We start from the raw sequence: 17,288 nt of genomic DNA, 5'->3' as shown, positions 1-17,288 counted from the left end.
TATAGAGTGGATTTCCGGGTGCCTCTCTTGGATAGCTGGGAATCTCTCTCGAATAGAATTCTCATTCTCGTATAGGTTAGTGGCTCTCTCGCAAAGACTCTATTCTCTCTCATATAGAGTGGGATTTAGGGGTGGCTCTCTCGTATAGAGTGGGATTTAGGGGTGGCTCTCTCGTATAGAGTGGGATTTAGGGGTGGCTCTCTCGTATTGAATCGAAACTCTCTCGCACTCCCAGTTTTCTTTCAGTATATAAAAACAGACCTCCTATTTCTAGGAGATCTGAATTAATTTGGTTATTTTAAAGAGTATTTTGCGAAGCCGTCTGTTCCTGGACCTACGTATTTGATCGGGCTACCCGCTGATAGTACTTTTTGTGCGGATGGCGATGATTCGAATACGACATTTGCTGTTGCCGGAAGCGTTGAGAATTTCCAGTTTGCATCTGCCGATGGATCGATTGTTTTCTTTGCTAGAATGTAGTCGATCACTGCTTGTCTATTTTCGTCTGGGAACATGATTACTTCGGTGTTATTTCGTACGCCAGGGAATTTCCCGTTTGCGCGGTAGTTATTAGTAGCTACTAAAAATTCTTGTTTTGGATCAATTGCTTTGCCGTTATATTTTAATTCTTTCACACGACTTGCCTTTTCATTGATTAGATTGCCTTCTGCATCGTAGCGAGCTGGCTGTGTTACGTCAAATTCGTACGTTACTCCGTCTATTACGTCATAGTTATACGAACGGAACTCTGTATTGATAAGCGATTGCTCTCCTGATGCTGTTGCACTAATTTGGTTGTATTGTCCTGCTGACATTTCTAACCATTCTTTTACGTCCGCTCCAGTAACTTTCAATGCCGCTAACGTATTATCATATAAATATAAATCTGCTACGTTTTTAATAGCAATTTCACCTTTTGGTACGAATGAATAGTACTCCGCATCACCACGTGTACCAGCTTTAAAAGGTGCTCCTGCTGATAAAATTGGTAGGGATTCATTTGCAGTACCTTTTACTTTTTTCTCTAAATACCATTTTTGAGCATCTGTTACGATTTGAATAGACGGATCATCTTGTACTTGTGAGAAGTAGCTATGAATGTCTGCCGTTGTTGTTCCCACTGGATTACGTACATACTCTAACGTTCCTTCATGTGCTTCTTTCACTGCTTTCACGACAGAAGGATCTACATCGCTCGCATCCTTTTGAATAGCACGTACTTCTGCTTTAGATTTTGCTACATTCCACTTCGAGCCTTTTTTCTCTAAAGTTAAGTCGATTACCCCTAAATGGCTTCCGAATTTACCTGGCATTACAACCGGTACTCCATTTATCGTACCTTCCGCTGTATTTACACCTGGTAGATTCGTATATGCACCTGGGAACACTTGATGAGCATGTCCTGTAACAATAGCATCTACCCCAGTCACTTTAGTTAATAAATACGTAACGTCTTCTTCGCCTTTCGTATGAACAGCATCCCCCATACCTGAGTGAGAAAGCACTACAATGACTTCTGCTCCTTGTGCTTTCATTTGTGGGATAACGGATTTAACTGCATCCACAGAGTCGTCTACCGTTACTTTTCCTTCTAGAATCGATTTATCCCATTTCAAAATATCTGGAGGAACGATGCCTGTAACTCCTACTTTAATGGACACTTCTTTGCCTTTTGAATCTTTTACTTTTTTCGTAATGATGGAGTATGGTTTATATTTGTTTTTACCTGTTTTTGCATCCTTTACGTTTGCATTTACGAATGGATAATCTGCATCATCTAGTACTTCATCTAAATAATCTAGACCGTAGTTGAACTCATGATTTCCTAATGTACCAGCATCATAACCCAAAAGCTCCATTGTTGTAATAGAAGGATGCTCTTCCCCATCTACTAATTTATCAACACTTGCTTTATACGATCCTAGAGGAGTTCCTTGTATTAAATCTCCATTGTCGAACAATAAAGAATTACTATTTTCTTTGCGTGCATTTTTAATAAGTGTAGCTGTTTTAGCCAGTCCAAGACTGTTGGATTCAGCATCCTTATAATAGTCGTAGTTGACGATGTTCGTATGAATATCAGTCGTCCCTAAAATACGAAGTGCTACCGTAGAATTTGCCTTACTCGGACTATACTCCTTTAGGAAGCGATGCACGATGTTTTTCATTTCCCCTGGAGTAACTAATTTACCTGGTTTTATCGTTTTATCAGCAAATCCAAGGAAAAAGCCTAAGCCTACTCCTTTAGAAACTTCAGGTAAAAGACTTCTGCTAATCGTTTTGTTGTCTTTGAATTTGTTAACATTTGCTTGCGGGAACGTTTTATCTGTGTCAATTCCACGAACGGCGATAACAAATGCTTGTTCACGATTAAGTTTTTCGGAAGGCGCGAATGTTTTAGCTGACTTTCCTTTAACAAGTCCTAACTGTACAGCTTTTTCCACATAAGGTGCCAAATCTTTTGGTACATCCTTATATGTTAATGAACTTCCTGACCCTAGCTCCACTCCCATCCCCGTAATAAGTGTTTTAATGAAGTCTCCTCTTGTTACGCCTGGGTCTTTACTTGCAGCTTCTCCATTGGAAACTCCACTCGTTGCTAGTAAACTTAACGCAAGTGCAGATGCTGTTACTTTCTTCCAAACTGTCATCCTCAAATCCCCTTCAACTATTAGAATTCTGAATCTATTAAATTATACAATATTATTGTTAAACTATGGTTAAGAATCTATTAAACCTAAAAAACAGTATTTTAAACCTATTTTTGAATCTTGTAATGAAATTGAAATATTACTGTAAACTAATTAATGGTTACTTCATGTTAGACTAACTTCAGAGCAATTGAAGGGAGTAACACAAATTTAGTATGAAGAAATTAATCTCACTTATAGTATTAAGTTTACTAATTACTTTTTCTGGCACTCAATCCACGGAAGCAGCACCCATATCTTCTATTAAAACAGAAGCATTTAAATATTTAGGTACACCATATAAGTACGGCGGTAATTCAACAAGCGGTTTTGACTGTTCGGCATTTGTTCAACAAGTATTCAAAGATATCGGCATTTCGTTACCACGTGATACTGGGTCTCAGTACCAACAAGGTAAAGCAGTAAGTAAAAGCAACTTAGAATTAGGAGACTTAGTCTTTTTTAATACGACTGGGAAAGGTGTTTCTCATGTAGGTATATACATAGGAGATAATAAGATGGTCCACTCAGCTAGTTCTAAAGGTGTTTCCGTAGTATCCATCTATGATCCATATTATTGGGGAAGCAAGTATATCGGCGCTAAACGTATTGCAGAAGAGGCAGCAACTGAAGTTAAAGCAGCGTCTACAGAAGTAAACGCGACGCGCGGCGAAGTAGCAATGGTCCTTGCAAACAAGTTAAATTTATCATCAAGTAAAACAACTTCTAACTTTAATGATGTTCAATCGAACTCAGCATATTTTGAAGCTATTCAAGCGGTTTCTGAAGCGGGTATTTTTACTGGGGATAACAACGGTAACTTTAATCCATCGAATCATTTAACTCGTGCAGAGTTAGCTAAAGTATTAGTGAATGCATTTGATATTAAAGCCGGTTCAGGTAGTTATTCATTCACAGATGTATCAGCTAGTTATTGGGCAGCACCTTATATTCAAGTGTTAGCACAACATAATATCACTCGCGGTATGGGTGATGGAACGTTTGGAATTTCAGATCAGTTAACGAAATCTCAATTGAATATGTTTATTGAAAGAATTAAATAATACTAGTTTCCCCTCTCACTTTGGTGAGAGGGGTTTTTGTTTGAGATTAGACTATTAATCATCTTGCAGTGTTTAGTAATACTACTGATTTCCGTTACAGGCGGACGCTTTCCGCGGGCGAGGCCAAGCCTCCTCGTTCGCTTCGCTCTCTGTGGGATCTCGGCTGTCTCGCTGTTCCCGCTGGAGTCGCCGCCTTGCACTCCAATCAATTAAGTGAGTGGTACTCAACTATAAGATATTGCATAGCCTATCGCTAGGATAAAATGTTTGGATAAATTTTAGTGGTTAACATAAATTACTTGTAATCTTTTAAAAGTTATAAATGCTATCCCCTTATAGACGAAAGCAGAATTTAGATAGAGTAACTTATTTAGGTGATAAAATATTTAAATCTCCTTGTATAAAGTGGTTATTGTTGATTGTAACGCAGGTCGGCGACTCCTGTGGGAAAGCACGAGTGAGAGACTACAGGCTCGAGCCGTGCCCACGGAAAGCGTCCGACCGGAGTGAAAGTCAACAGCATACCGTGGTTTCTACTAATTATTTAACTATAAAGGTATCCTCTAGCACATATTTATGTTTTGCTGAGCCGGCATTGAGTGCTAGTTTGTAGGTGCCTTTTGTTAGTGTATAGCCAGTTAGCAGTTCACTATTATGGGAACCTGGTGTTAGTAATGTTGATTCATCCTCTATGTCTAGATAGGTCATTGACCATGCTGTATGGATCAGTGCTGGTCCTAGGAAACCATCATTTTGCGGTTGTCGTTTTACTTCCACCCATTTATCCTTTTCTTGCTTGTATAGATTCCAGTTTGTCCCGTAGGAAAGATGGTTTGGTCCCCAGTTTTCTACTATGAACGTAACTTGTTCATTTGGTTTGTATTGATCTTTCATGATTTTAAGTGCCATATTATATGTTTCGAAGGTTGTATATAGCGGATCATATCTCGTATCCTTTAAATTTCCGTCTTTGTCATATACTTTTAAAGTATAACGGTAAAGTTTGCCAGGTTCGTCTGGTATTTTGACAGATGCTTCTTCTAAATTACTCGTTGTCTTTTTATCGATTAGTAGTGGTTTCTCTGCGTGTCGATTAACTTCTTCTAACACTACTTTCATGACATAGCCTTTTTGTAATTTGTCAGGTAAATCTGGTTCATAGGTACTTCCAGGATATACTTCAATCGCACTCCCTCCCCGTGATATTCCATATCGTATAAAGACGTTTCCAGTTGAGTTACGACTCGTACCGTCATTGACGACTCTTGCAAATTTAGGTATGTACAGTTCTTGGTAGGTTCCTATGGAATTGGTAGTTTCTACTTCCACACTTTCCTTTGCTGGATTGCAGCTCGATAGAAGAAGAATGGAAATTCCAATGGCTAGTAATCTTTTCATATGATGAAGTCCTCCATTCTATTTTTGGATTGGAACTTTTGTTGTTGTTTCACTTTCGTAAATGCTTGCATGTGTTAGGCTTTGGCTGACTTCCTTATCAAGTATAATAATATTTGTTCGAGGCATAGCATCTGCGGTACAAAAACCCACTAAGTTTTTTAACATGATATTCAAATTTTCTGTGTTATCATACTCAATATTTTCTATTACTGTAGAACAGCTACCAGATTCATAGTAGCTAATTAAAAGGAAGTCTTCTTTTTCCTGATCTATATTGGGCATTTCGTAGGTTAGTTGAATTAAATCCGTTAATGCGTCTTTAGAATTTGCGATTTGAACAAGATATTCATAAGATGGAGCTTCCTCCCGTTTATAGGAAAGTTCACTGAAATTCGTAGGTAATTTTTTTTCAGAGGCTACTACAGCAAAACCCACATCGTTTCGTGTAGTTGAATTTGAGCAGCCAGTCAATAAGAGTAAGGTTAGTCCAGATACGTAAAGTGCAGTTCTGATGTTCACCTATCGTCCCCCTTTATAGTTATTTGACGGAAAACTTAAAGTTAAGTTACATTTATTAACAGCTTTTAATTGATAAGTTTATCTATCATTCATAAACCAAATACAAAACCCCGAAAACTTTACTATTCGTAATATTTTCGGGGCTTATTATTTTGAGGGAGGTTTTGTCCAATCCTCATTTGTTTTATTGCAAAGAGAAAAATGTACTTCAAAATCTCCGGAAGTTTTAAGTTAGTACTATTCTATAGTAGAAATTCAACTAAAATAAGATTATCCGTCTCGGAATCTATAAATTATTTTACATCTTTTTCAAAATAAAAAATAATTAAAGAAAACTTAAACTTTACCATTAATAGTTATTTTAGGTTTTTTCACCTTCTATTATTTAATTAAATTACATAATACGCTATAAAAACTAATGACTTTTAGGTATTTAACACCTATTTACTTTCAGCGTTTTAATAGTGTAAAAGAAGGGTAGATGAACAATACCAATATATTCTATAACTACTAGAGTATATATAAAACACCCTTTTTAGGGTACATAGGAGGAAAATATTAATGGCGAAAAAAAATAACGGTTATTCAAAGTTCGTAGCAACAGCGGCAACAGCTACTATGGTAGCGTCTGCAGTAGTTCCATCAGTATCTGCCGCAGCCTTCTCAGACGTTAGTTCTACTTACAAAGTTGCAGTAGATTATTTAGTTACTAATAAGATTGCAAAAGGAACAACCGACACTACCTTTGGAACAACTTCCTCAATTACTCGTGGAGATGCAGCTGTGATGATCGCTAACGCCTTGAAACTCAACACAACTAATGCCCCATCGGCTGGGTTCAAGGATGTAAATGCACGTGTTGCTGGTGCCGTTAATGCCCTTGTAGAACAAAAAATTGTTTCTGGAAAAACAGCGACAACATTCCAACCAGATGCTAAAATTACTCGTCAAGAAATGGCTAAAATAATTGCTAACGCATATAACTTAAAAGCTGGAACTACTAAAAATAAATTTACAGATGTAAATAGTAACTGGGATGGTTTTGTAGATGCTTTAGTTGCGAATGGAATTACTTATGGTAAAACTGGAACAACTTTCGCTCCTACTGCATCCATCACTCGTGGAGAATTTGCTCTATTTGTTTATCGCGCTGAAAAACTTGCACCTCTTGCTACCCAAGTTGTATCTGTAACAGCGGTCAACGCTAAAACTATTGAAGTAATATTCAGTTCTCCAGTTGACGCTGCTACTTTACAAAATTCTTTAAAAACTGACGTAATTCAAGTAAAAACAGGATCTGGAGCAAAATCTCCTGGGACTGTTACGCAAACACTAAGTGAAGATGGTAAAACGTTAACACTAACTGCAGGAGAATTCTTTAAAGGTGACTATACGATTGCTGTTCCTTTTGAAACAGTAAAGGGTACAAATGGCGCATATGTAAAACCAGTAAACCAAACTGTAAACGTCAATGACACTACTGCACCTATTGTCAGATCTGCAACTGCTACAGTTAAAGGTACAAATGAAAACGTAAAGTTAGTTACATTAGAATTCAACGAAGAGATTAAATCACTTGAATTCATCAAAGTTGCTGGTCAAAACTATGCTCCAAAATCGATTAATGGTAAAACCGCTACATTTACAGTAGACCTTGACGCTTCTAAAAACCATGAAATTACTGTAGTCAATGTGGAGGATGTAGCTGGTAATGTAAAAAATCTACAAACAACAAATCTAAAAGTTAATGTTGATAATGTAGCTCCTTCTATTACAAAAGTTGTTTCAACTGGCGAAAAAACATTAACAGTAACAGTTGATGAAGCACTGGAAAATAATGAACTTGTCCTTACAGGTAAAGTGGGATCATTTAATTCTAATGTTGTTTCTTCTACGACTGTGAATCCTAAAAATGATAAAGAATATCTAGTTACGTTAAATGATGCTTACCTATTCAAAAATGGTAACTCTGATACGGTAACACTTACTGCAGCAAAAGGTGCTCTTAAAGATTCTCTAGGAAACACAAATGTAGAAGATATTACTAAATCAGTAGTTATTTCTAAAGATATTGTAGCTCCAACTGTCCAAAAAATTGAAAACATTGTGAAAGACGGAAAAGTTACTGGTTTCACGGTTTCATATAATGAAGAAGTATCAGCTTTAGACACTACTAAAATATCAGTAGTTAACTCAAAGGATGAGATTCTATCATTTAATAATATTGCTACAGCAGCAATTTCAGAAACAAATGCAAAAGAGATTGTATATACTTTCAAACCTGCTGCAACTGCAGATAGCTATACATTTGATTTTGCTGAAGGTTTAGTGGTAGATAATTCACTCGCAAAAAATAAATCACAAGCGAAATCTGTTGTAGTAAAAGTTACAGATGCAGAAACTCCTATTGAAACCACTTTCTCTATCAAAGGAGCAACAGCTACTAGTAACGAAATTACAGTTGACTTTGGTGAAAAAGTCAAAGCTAGTGGTTCTGCTTCTGGGCTAAATGCTTCCGCTTACAAGTTGAATGGTAAAACATTACCTACTAATACAAAAATCGTATTTGTACAAGACGGTTTAGGTGTAGTGGATCAAACTAAAGTGAAAATTACACTTCCTGCAGGATTTGTTACTGCTAGTGATTCAAAAGCAATCTTCCAAGTAACAGGTGTACAAACATTAGATAACAAGGTAAATAATGCATTCACCACTTCTGTAGATGTCACAGACAACACTGCTCCTGAAGCGAAATCAATTGTAGCAACAGAACTAAAAGAAATCACTGTAACATATTCAGAGGCTATAGTACTTGAAGATGGTGCAGACATTAAAGATGAAATAAAACTTTTCGATAACAATGGTGCTACAGTTGCTATTGATGCATTCAAAGTAGTAAATGGTAAACTGGTATTAACAGTTGCAGATTCATCTGCAGTTTCTAAGCTGACTACAATCGACAGTAACTCAATTGATATTAAAGATGGCGCTGGAGTAGCTCAAAAAACTGGAGTAACTATTAATAAATAACTTTATTAAAATAAGCAAGTGCTCCCTAACATAGTTAGGGGGCACTTGCTATTTACTGGGCTCATGTGAATTGCATTCAAAACATGAGTAAAAGTATAGTTTTTATATTGCTCCATGTGAAGGAATTTTATATTTCGAAATCTATTATTGTTTATAGTAGTGTATTTCATTGCCAACTAGGCTTGGAATGTATCTTTGGTCTGTAACGTTGATATTGCCTCCACCTTCCGCCCAAATGGCAGGTTTTGTTGTAGGTGTATGGCTGTTTCCGTCTGCTTTAATGGTTAGTGTTACATTGTGTGGATTTAATACGTTTATGCCAATACCACCGACGGAGTGATTGTTTGTTGTGATGTTGGTTGCAGTAACTCTAACATCGTTTGTTTTTGCCTGTACAAAGATACCAGCATGACCGTTTCTAAACGTCATGTTGTCTAAAACGATACCCGATTTGTTGTCGATTTCTAGACCGATGTACATTGGCTGTGTTTGAAGTCTCGCTGCATTTCTAGATAATGAAACATCAATAGTTAGGTTTGATATCTTTACGTTATTTGCTTGAACAACTATTGCTGAGTTTCTTGTTGGATCTGTTAAAGCAGTTTGGTTTTGAAGCGTTACTGTTCTGTTGTTGCCGTTAATCTCCATTGGAGACGTTATTTTTGCATACTGCGTTAAAATGATGTCATTGGCTAATACAATATAGTCTAATTGGTTATTTAACGCTTCTTTTAATTGGTCGTTATTAGAGATAATGGTCTGCTCTGCGAGTTCTAGTACATAAAGATTATTAACTGCCTTTTTCTCTTTTGCTGCTAATGAATTATATGCTGCACGCGCAGATCTTACATCTGATATATAGGTGCTTCTGTATCTATTTAATGCGTTTATTTGATCGATAATGACACTCGCCTCTACCTTACTTACTGGTGGCGGAGTAGGATTAGTAGGTGGCGTTGTTGGCTTCATATAATCTGTATTTTTCTTACCATTGATCTTTTGAATATTATTTAACACATTATAAAAGTTATAAATAACTTCATTTCCACTCATTCCTAAAGGAAGATCTAGATTTAAGATACTTGTATTAGTCCCTAGATATATCCAGCTATTTCTCGACGTGAATAAATTATTAATCTTGCCTGTGTTTAATATATTAACGAGAGATGCTGTGTCTACATACATATTTGTTATTAGTCCAGTGCCAGCCATGTAAATTTGATTGCTAGACGTAATTTCTAAATTAGTTACAGGTGCATTTATGTCCACTTCACTTGCACTACCCTTAACTTTTACATTAGTTAGTTTCATTTTATCTTCTGCAAAAAGATTGGTATTTTGGGAGATTTCAATATTTCTTACTTTTGTTCTATCTTCCAAGATTAGCGATGCACCTTTTTTGTTTGCAAAAACATCCAATAAAGTGCTGTCCTTAAATACGATTGTTGAATTTATACTTCTTATAGAATTATTTAAATAGGTATTGCCTTTGACTGTAATATTTTCTGCAGTAAAGCTATTTTGAATGCTAGCACCAACAGTGAAATCACCTGATATCTCCACATTCTTGAGTCGAACATTATCTCCTTGAACGGTAATATTGCCGCTAATTTTAGTGTTTTTACCGTCTAATATAAAATTATCCACGGAATTACCTGATGCATTTACAACTAAGCTGTCGATGCCTGATACAATACCACTTAGTAGACGAGCATCTATTTCTGCTCCTATTAATACGTTTATATTCTCTTCAGTTAAAAGTGTCTTCTTTAATGAATCTGAAATAGGATATGTACCCTTTGTTGTAATTAGATTTCCTTTATTTATATCTTTGATCTGCGCGTTTACGTAAGTCCCTTTCGTCGCTAAATCACTTCTATATATAAACGTTGCCATCTGTCCACGTGTGACAATTCCATTTGGTGAAAATGTAGTAGATGTCGTTCCTGTTGTAATTTTCATATCGAGTAGGGCTTGTATGTATTTTGCTTCTTTGTCTTTCGGATTTACATCTTTAAAGGGTAGATTGGTTGCCGTTTTTGTATTGAAATCAAAAGCTTCAGATAATATTTTAGCCATCTGATTACGTTTTAGTTTATCATTTGGACCAAAATTTCCGTTTTTATAGCCTGAAATAACTTTCAGGTTTGCCAAAGCGGCTATGTGAGCGTAGTAAGGATGCGTTTGTGGAACGTCTTTAAATTTCGGATCCTTTACATTATCTAAATCTAGGTCTAATATTTCTGCAAGAAGTTTAGCAGATTGTCCTCTTGTGACCGCTTGAGCTGGTCTGTAGGTGCCATCCGCATAACCTCCGATAATTCCACGATTTGCCAAGTTCACTATTTCTTCATAAGAAAAAGTTCCTTTTTTAAGATCCTTGAATGGACTTGCAGCATTTACAATTGGAGCGGTTATGACAAGGGAACTAGCTATTAATGCACTTGCAATAGCTACTTTCCACTTTTTATTTTTGTTATTCAAGTTTTAAAACCTCCTTATAAACTATATATCGTCTACATGCTATTATTTTAAATGAAATCCGGTTGAATAGTAATCGAATGAAGGATATTTTTATAATAGTTTGTCAAAAAAATATCCCTTCACCATGTTGGTCAAGGGATATATACTCATCTTATTGAATGATGAGATACGATGCGATATAACCAGATACTTTTTTCCCGTTTACTTCCGTTTGTGCTGGATACCAAACAAAATTGTTTTTTGCAGAAGCGTTGCTGTCTGCTACTGGACCTGCAATTATAGTAAATACAGCATTGTTTGGAACGGAAATATCTGCTGATTGCGTACTTGGTTGTTTACGCATTTTGCCACTATTATACTTCACCTTTGCTCCTTCTTTTAATAATTCCTTAGATGGATTTGGAGTTTTTCCAGAAAGCGTATAGTTCTTTTTATTGAAAATAATATTATAATCCGTTGCCTCATTATATGTGAAATCTACTGACTTCATATCTATTGAGCCGATATTCGTTTTAACAAGACCGAAGTCATTTAGTGCTTTATATACCTTTTCCTGATAAGCAGTATAATTAGGCAGACCAGTAGCTGAATAAAATGGACTGTTTACAGCTTTTGTTCCATTATAGGCTAATAATGCAAAATACCAGCTTTCTAAATCGGCAGGATTGTGATTTCCGATTTTAGGTAAATCTAATTTATATTTTTCTTGAAGTATTTCAATTCCTGCTTTTAAGTTGTATTTTAAGTCATACTTTAACTTTGTTTCGTCGTATTTAGGATTATTAGTGATTTGCATTAAGCCAATACCACCATCACCCTTGCCATCGCCATCAATATCTCTATTCATAGTAGGCTCGCCGTTAGATTGGAAATGCACCCAACCACTTTCTATAGTTGCAACTGCTTTAACAATTTCAGGCGGTATATTGGCATCTCTTGCGGCATCAGTCAGTAGACAGTTCATCGTTTCTCGATCTGGATTTACTCTGCTTTGTGAATCATATCCGCATTTATTTACTGATAATCGTAAATCATCATTTAAAGCTCTTGCTAGGAATGCTGAGAATTGCTCGCGTGTAACAGGCTTATTCACTTCGAATTTAACTGGAGAATAGCCTCCTGCGATACCTGCAGCGTAGACCTTTCCAATAGAAGAATAGGCAGATGAGCTAATAGCGACGTCTTCGAATGGAACTACTTCTTCATCTACAAGCTTAAATGCTCTTGCTATTAAGGAAGCCATATCTCCTCTAGTAATTGGCTCGTCTATACCAAATGTTGTTTTTGTTTTACCGTTAATAATTCCCGCTTCAAATGCCGACTGAACAGCACCTGATGAAACTTTTTGGCTAGGAACATCTGAAAAAACAGTTTCTCGTTTGGTCGTATTAAGTTTAAGTGCTCTTGCAAGCATTAAGGCTGCTTCCCCACGAGTCACATTTTCTTTTGGTGCAAATGTATTTGGTCCCTTCCCATTTATTACGTTTTGTTCATACAAATAATAAATATGGTTTTTGAATTGGTTGTCAGATTTAACATCAATAAATTGTTGTTCTTGTGCAAATACTGAGTTACTTGATCCAAGTAATAGTAGAATTACAGCCATAGCAATAATTTTTTTCATTTTATATACCCTCCTCATTTATGTTAAGTTTACATGATTAGTAGAGTGTTGTGTGAATAATTTGGAAAAAATGTTCCTTTTATGAGAAATATCCCCTCCGAAATGAACTGCTCACTAAATACGGGCTTTTTACATAGAAAAAAACCCGAAAAGAGACTTTTTTAAAAGTGTCCGTTTTTCGGGGTTCCGTTCATTTTATAAGTTAGGGTTGGTTTTTTATTTATCAAGATTCTGTTTTAAATTCCATCAAGTACCTTTTACCATTTTTCACCTTAATGTCAAGAAGGTAATTACTATTTGGCTTATATAAGTCCAAGCCTTTTACTATTAACTGTTTTGGATTTGAATTAAAGGAAACTTGAACTGGTATTACTTGATCAACTGCATATAAGTTCACTTCAACAGTAGACTTATCCACTATTGATCGGTCAAAGTTAATCGTCCATTCTTTATCCAATCGTACATTCCCGTAGGAAGGTAAGCTTACATAGCCGGTTGAGTTTAAAGCCTTTTGTATTAAATTTACATGTTTAAAAGAAGAGACATTGACAATTCCCTCTCCATACAAGGGATCCCAGTATAATGCACCTCGGTCATCTACATGTGTTTTCAATATTAGCTCTAGTTCTTCTGACGTACTGGTAGGATTATCTATTTTTAACATGGCTACAATACCACTTACAAAAGGCGCTGCCATCGAAGTACCACTTGCCACTCCGTATTTGCTACCAGGAATACTCGATAAAATTTCCACACCTGGAGCAGCTAGATCAATAGAATTACCAGTATTACTAAAGCTAGCAAGATTATCATACTTATTCGTAGCAGAGACAACTATTATATCCCGCTCAGATGCAGGGTAATAATTATCCGTGTTTGAACTATCGTTTCCAGAAGAAGCCACTAACAGTACATCATGATCTAAAGCATAATTAATTGCATTAGCAAGAAATGTCGAATAATTTGCTCCTTGGAAACTCATATTAATCACCGATGCACCGTGGTCTACTGCATAGTAAATACCTTTAGCAATATTTGAATCATAGCCATTCCCTTCCTCGTCTAAAGCTCGGACGGGCATAATTTTAATGTTTTCATTTGTAGACTCTGCTACAATTCCCGCTACATGCGTGCCGTGGTAATGCTCATCCATTGGATCTGTATCATTATCGACAAAATCATAGCCTGACACCATTCTATTTTCTAACAACGGGTGCGTATAATCTACACCGGAATCGATTATTGCCACTGTAATATTGTTAGATGTTAAAGGAATTTGCGATTTCAAATTTGGAATGCCAATTCGCTCTGTTGCCCAATTTGATAGTTCTTGACTAGCAGCATTTACTAAATCGATGGATCGAATATAATCTGGTTCTATTATTTCTACTGTGCTGGCTGTAGCCGATATCGAAAAGGAGGATTTCGATTGTTTCATAGACTCAAATTCCTGCCAAGTGATGCTTTTAATATCTTTTTTGCCTTCTAGGTCAGTAATTTCCACAATCACTCTATCCGTTTGCTCCTGTTTATCCGTATTCCCAAAAGCCATACTCGGCGAGACTATAATTGATAAAGAAATTATTACTATTTTAAAAAACGTTTTCATGATTACACCTCAAATTTAATGTCTTTCTAATCATTCACCCACCACTATTATCCTATTAATAGCCCTTCAAATAAAGAGTAAATCTGCCTAGATGAATATTTTTTTTGTTACTTCCCTCTGAATATTTGAGTCTTCTTTATTAAGAATAAAATAATCCCCTCCATAAATTTAGTTGGAGGGGATCAATTTTTTTATTTAATATATCTTCTTGCTCCAGCATAGTTCTTTTCATAAGCTCCCGCATTAATAGATTCTATTTTCACTTTGGAAGATGCATTTGGAGCATGAATCATTTTTCCGTCTCCTACATATAAACCAACGTGATATACTTTTCCTTTTCCAGCGTTTCCTGCAAAGAATATCAAATCTCCAGGCTGAAGCTTACTCTTCGAAACTACTGTTCCTTTTGTAGCCTGATAGAAAGAGTCTCTTGGTATGATAATGCCGTGGTTTTTATACACTGCATAAATAATTCCAGAGCAGTCATAGCCTAAAGCGGATGTACCCGCCCATAGATAAGGAAGATTTAAGAATCGTTTCGCTTCATCTACAATTTGTTTTTGCGTTGGCTTTGGAATATCAGCATATTTCTTCGCCGTTTTTGCATCACTTTTCTTCAACAACTTCACACCATTTGCAGGTGTTTGCACATGCAGCCATTCCCCGTCTTCTTTAATGATCGGTAGGATAGTTGAGTAGCTAATGTCCATGTATTTCTTCTTGTTATCTACATTATAGAGTGGTGCCATTTTAGCCTTAACTACAGCAATCGAGCAATCTGTAAAATCGGTGGTTGTTGCTACTACATGTGATTTAGGCACCCATCCAGGATATCCTTCCTTTTGATAGGGCACGTACTGATCTTTTATCGCAATGCGGTGCCAGTTGCCACTGCTTTTTAATATCGTTACTTCATCCCCGTATAAGGCTTGCGTATCTATCTTGTCTACTAGCCACCATTTTTGTGCTAAGGTCATATCTTTTGTCCATTTACTAATATCGACTGGGTTTGAAAGCGATGGCTTATCTACAGCTCTTGTGTTATTCGGTACATGCCAAAGTGATGTAGCTTGGACGTTTACTTTGTACGTTTTTGTTTTCGTTGGCTTTTCACATGCAGCAGGTGTTGGTGCTGGTGGTGGGGCTAAGACAAATTCTTTTCTAAAGTCAGGATTTAAAATACGTGCTAAGAAAACAAGATAATGCGCTTTTGTGATGAATGCTCCGGGTTTATATGTATTATCGGGATAACCATTGGTAATCTGATTGGCTAACAATGCTTGTATTGCATCATGAGCCATATACGTTTTTGGTACATCTTTGAAGGAAAATTTAGTCGTTCCCTCTAGCTTATATGCATGGGTTAGAATGAGAGCCATCTGAGCACGAGTTAATTTTTCATTGGCCATAAACTCGCCTTTGCCATTCCCTGTCATAATTTTCTCATCCACGATTGCAGCTATTAATGGCATCATTGGATCATCCGGCGCTATATCGACAAAAGTCGGAATAGGGCGATTTTCGAGATTTAACTGTAATGCCTTACCTAGTATTTCAACTGCTTGAATTCTAGTAACCTCTTCGTTCACTCCATATTCCAACGTAGGATCTGGAGTGAGTATTCCTTCTGCTACTAAAAAGTCGAATTCCGCTTTAGATGCAAATGTGTCTGTCACATCACTGAAGATTGGGGCTGCAGAGGCGAAAGTTAATGGGGCTGTGAATAACCCGAGGGTGAGAATGATAACAATAATTTTTTTAAACATGAATATCCTCCTACGTTTCCAATTATAATTATTGAAATAATGAAAATCTTATAGCTTTACTATAAGTATACTTCTAACGTAGTAAACTTCATAGAGTATATTATGAGTTGGATAATTAATATATGTACTTTTCCCACTTTATTTATGCATCCATTACATTTAACACTAAACATAATTCAACCTTCAAGTTTGTGTTTCTTTAAATTGCTAACAGTTGGGAGCACAAAATTTGACCAGAACAAATTTAAAAAACAAAATTATATTTAATAATGAAAAAACGCCTAAGCAAATTGCTTAGACGTTTAAGTGAGAAAACAAAATGGCTTACCAACCAAAGTCTCACTATATATATATAACCTCTAAACCAAAAACTAACCGTAGTAATATATTCCAATTCAACCAGTGTTTTTTAAATCATTGTTGCTTTATATTATGAGTACATAGAAAGGATTAAAAGTATGCGCTTATAACGATTTCCTGTTCGGAATTCACAAGGTTAATGAAACGAAAAGTAAAAAATATACATTCTCAATTAGACAAACTTTACTGTAATGATAGTTTCCAAAGATCATCCGAGTTTTAGAAACTCTTATAGTTTTTATAAAGGATTCTCATCTACTTTTAATAGGCAAAAAATTCAATTTCAAAGAAATAATATTCATTAAATCTCCATGTCCGTATAATATAGAATTCAGTTTATCGTATTCATTACATAAGTGTCTGTGAGTGTCATAATTTAATTTAATCCCTCTGGCTTTTTCGTCTAGTCCGTGTGCAATATGTAATAATTTACTCTGCGTCTCATGAAATACTTGTAAATAGTTTAGAATGTCTATTGTAATGTTATTATTTTGGCGATTTTCATAGGCAATTATTATCTCTATTCTATTTTGACATTTTTCAATACCATTTAATATATCATTACCCATTTCTACTAACATATTGAAATCCGTTTTCTGAAAAATAAATGGAATAGGAATCATTTTTCTTATTGAAGGTTTAAAAATCTCGATATGCATTTCCACCTTTTGTTCAAACAAATGACCAATTTGCCTAACCACGGAACGTAATTCTTCGTAGTTTTCTTTTTGATAATTAGACATA

10 protein-coding genes are annotated in these 17,288 nt (G+C 35.9%); 2 read left to right on the top strand and 8 right to left on the bottom strand.

The features are described 5' to 3' along the window. Positions 1 to 293 precede the first annotated feature (293 nt). On the bottom strand, positions 294 to 2,651 hold the full coding sequence (locus tag BLR36_RS00110; protein WP_093059178.1) for a bifunctional 2',3'-cyclic-nucleotide 2'-phosphodiesterase/3'-nucleotidase: 2,358 nt from the start codon (positions 2,649 to 2,651) through the stop codon (positions 294 to 296). Positions 2,652 to 2,866: 215 nt separating this feature from the next. Between BLR36_RS00110 and BLR36_RS00105 the strand changes: the two genes are divergently transcribed. Beyond that, positions 2,867 to 3,754 (top strand): C40 family peptidase, encoded by an 888-nt coding sequence (locus BLR36_RS00105; RefSeq protein WP_093059176.1) that lies wholly within the window; start codon positions 2,867 to 2,869, stop codon positions 3,752 to 3,754. A gap of 540 nt (positions 3,755 to 4,294) precedes the next feature. On the opposite strand, the gene BLR36_RS00100 is transcribed toward BLR36_RS00105, so the two are convergent. Both BLR36_RS00100 and BLR36_RS00095 read right to left on the bottom strand, forming a co-directional pair. Then, entirely contained in the window at positions 4,295 to 5,152 is an 858-nt protein-coding gene (locus tag BLR36_RS00100; protein ID WP_093059174.1) for an immunoglobulin-like domain-containing protein, read from the bottom strand. Positions 5,153 to 5,170: 18 nt separating this feature from the next. Next, positions 5,171 to 5,671, bottom strand: coding sequence for a hypothetical protein (locus BLR36_RS00095; protein ID WP_093059172.1), 501 nt, complete (start codon positions 5,669 to 5,671; stop codon positions 5,171 to 5,173). A gap of 561 nt (positions 5,672 to 6,232) precedes the next feature. Between BLR36_RS00095 and BLR36_RS00090 the strand changes: the two genes are divergently transcribed. Then, a complete protein-coding gene (locus tag BLR36_RS00090; RefSeq protein ID WP_093059170.1) occupies positions 6,233 to 8,701 on the top strand; it encodes an S-layer homology domain-containing protein in 2,469 nt (822 codons plus the stop codon). 144 nt (positions 8,702 to 8,845) lie between these two features. On the opposite strand, the gene BLR36_RS00085 is transcribed toward BLR36_RS00090, so the two are convergent. The 5 genes from BLR36_RS00085 to BLR36_RS00065 form a co-directional block, all read right to left on the bottom strand. Continuing rightward, on the bottom strand, positions 8,846 to 11,185 hold the full coding sequence (locus BLR36_RS00085) for an S-layer homology domain-containing protein (RefSeq protein ID WP_093059168.1): 2,340 nt from the start codon (positions 11,183 to 11,185) through the stop codon (positions 8,846 to 8,848). Between the two features lie 151 nt (positions 11,186 to 11,336). Then, a complete protein-coding gene (locus BLR36_RS00080; protein WP_175453922.1) occupies positions 11,337 to 12,809 on the bottom strand; it encodes an S-layer homology domain-containing protein in 1,473 nt (490 codons plus the stop codon). Positions 12,810 to 13,032: 223 nt separating this feature from the next. Continuing rightward, positions 13,033 to 14,418 carry a S8 family peptidase gene (locus BLR36_RS00075; RefSeq protein ID WP_093059164.1) on the bottom strand — a complete coding sequence of 462 codons (1,386 nt, stop codon included), beginning with the start codon at positions 14,416 to 14,418 and terminating at the stop codon, positions 13,033 to 13,035. A 191-nt stretch (positions 14,419 to 14,609) separates the two neighbouring features. Further along, on the bottom strand, positions 14,610 to 16,184 hold the full coding sequence (locus BLR36_RS00070) for an NlpC/P60 family protein (RefSeq protein WP_093059162.1): 1,575 nt from the start codon (positions 16,182 to 16,184) through the stop codon (positions 14,610 to 14,612). Between the two features lie 611 nt (positions 16,185 to 16,795). Then, positions 16,796 to 17,287, bottom strand: coding sequence for a hypothetical protein (locus BLR36_RS00065; RefSeq protein ID WP_093059160.1), 492 nt, complete (start codon positions 17,285 to 17,287; stop codon positions 16,796 to 16,798). Position 17,288: the final 1 nt, after the last annotated feature.

This window comes from Psychrobacillus sp. OK028 (assembly GCF_900103605.1).
GTDB lineage: Bacteria > Bacillota > Bacilli > Bacillales_A > Planococcaceae > Psychrobacillus.
This window is presented reverse-complemented; position numbering and strand designations above follow the sequence as displayed.